Raw genomic sequence first — 372 nt, 5'->3', positions numbered from 1 at the left:
ACACAGGTCTGTTGGACGTCTCCCGCGCCGTGCTCGACTCCGCGCACGTCAGGGCCAAAAAAGGGGTGGACTCACAGGTCCGAGCCCCGTGGACCGGGGCAAACAGGGCTCCAAGATGCACATCCTGCCGGACGCGGACGGACTGCCCCTGGTCGTTGCCGTCACCGCGGGCAACACACATGACAGCAAGGCCCTGAAGCCCGTGGTCGAGGCCTACCTGATGAGACAGCACACCTGGGGCGACTGCTACCAAAAGCCCGGACGCCTTCACGCCGACAAAGCGTACGACGTGCCCCACCTGCGAAAGTGGCTGCGCGGCAAGCGCATCGGCGTCCGCATCGCGCGCAAGGGCATCGAATCGAGCGAACGCCT

Annotated in this window: 1 pseudogene; it reads left to right on the top strand. The window is 65.9% G+C overall.

Features of this window, described 5'->3' with window-relative positions:
- Positions 1–372 (top strand): annotated as a pseudogene (locus QSK52_RS39220) (transposase); the annotation flags it as partial.

Origin of the sequence: Kitasatospora phosalacinea (genome assembly GCF_030268885.1) — a bacterium.
Taxonomy (GTDB): domain Bacteria; phylum Actinomycetota; class Actinomycetes; order Streptomycetales; family Streptomycetaceae; genus Kitasatospora; species Kitasatospora phosalacinea_C.
Note: the sequence above shows the minus strand (reverse complement) of the source record. Positions and strands in the feature narration are given on the sequence as shown.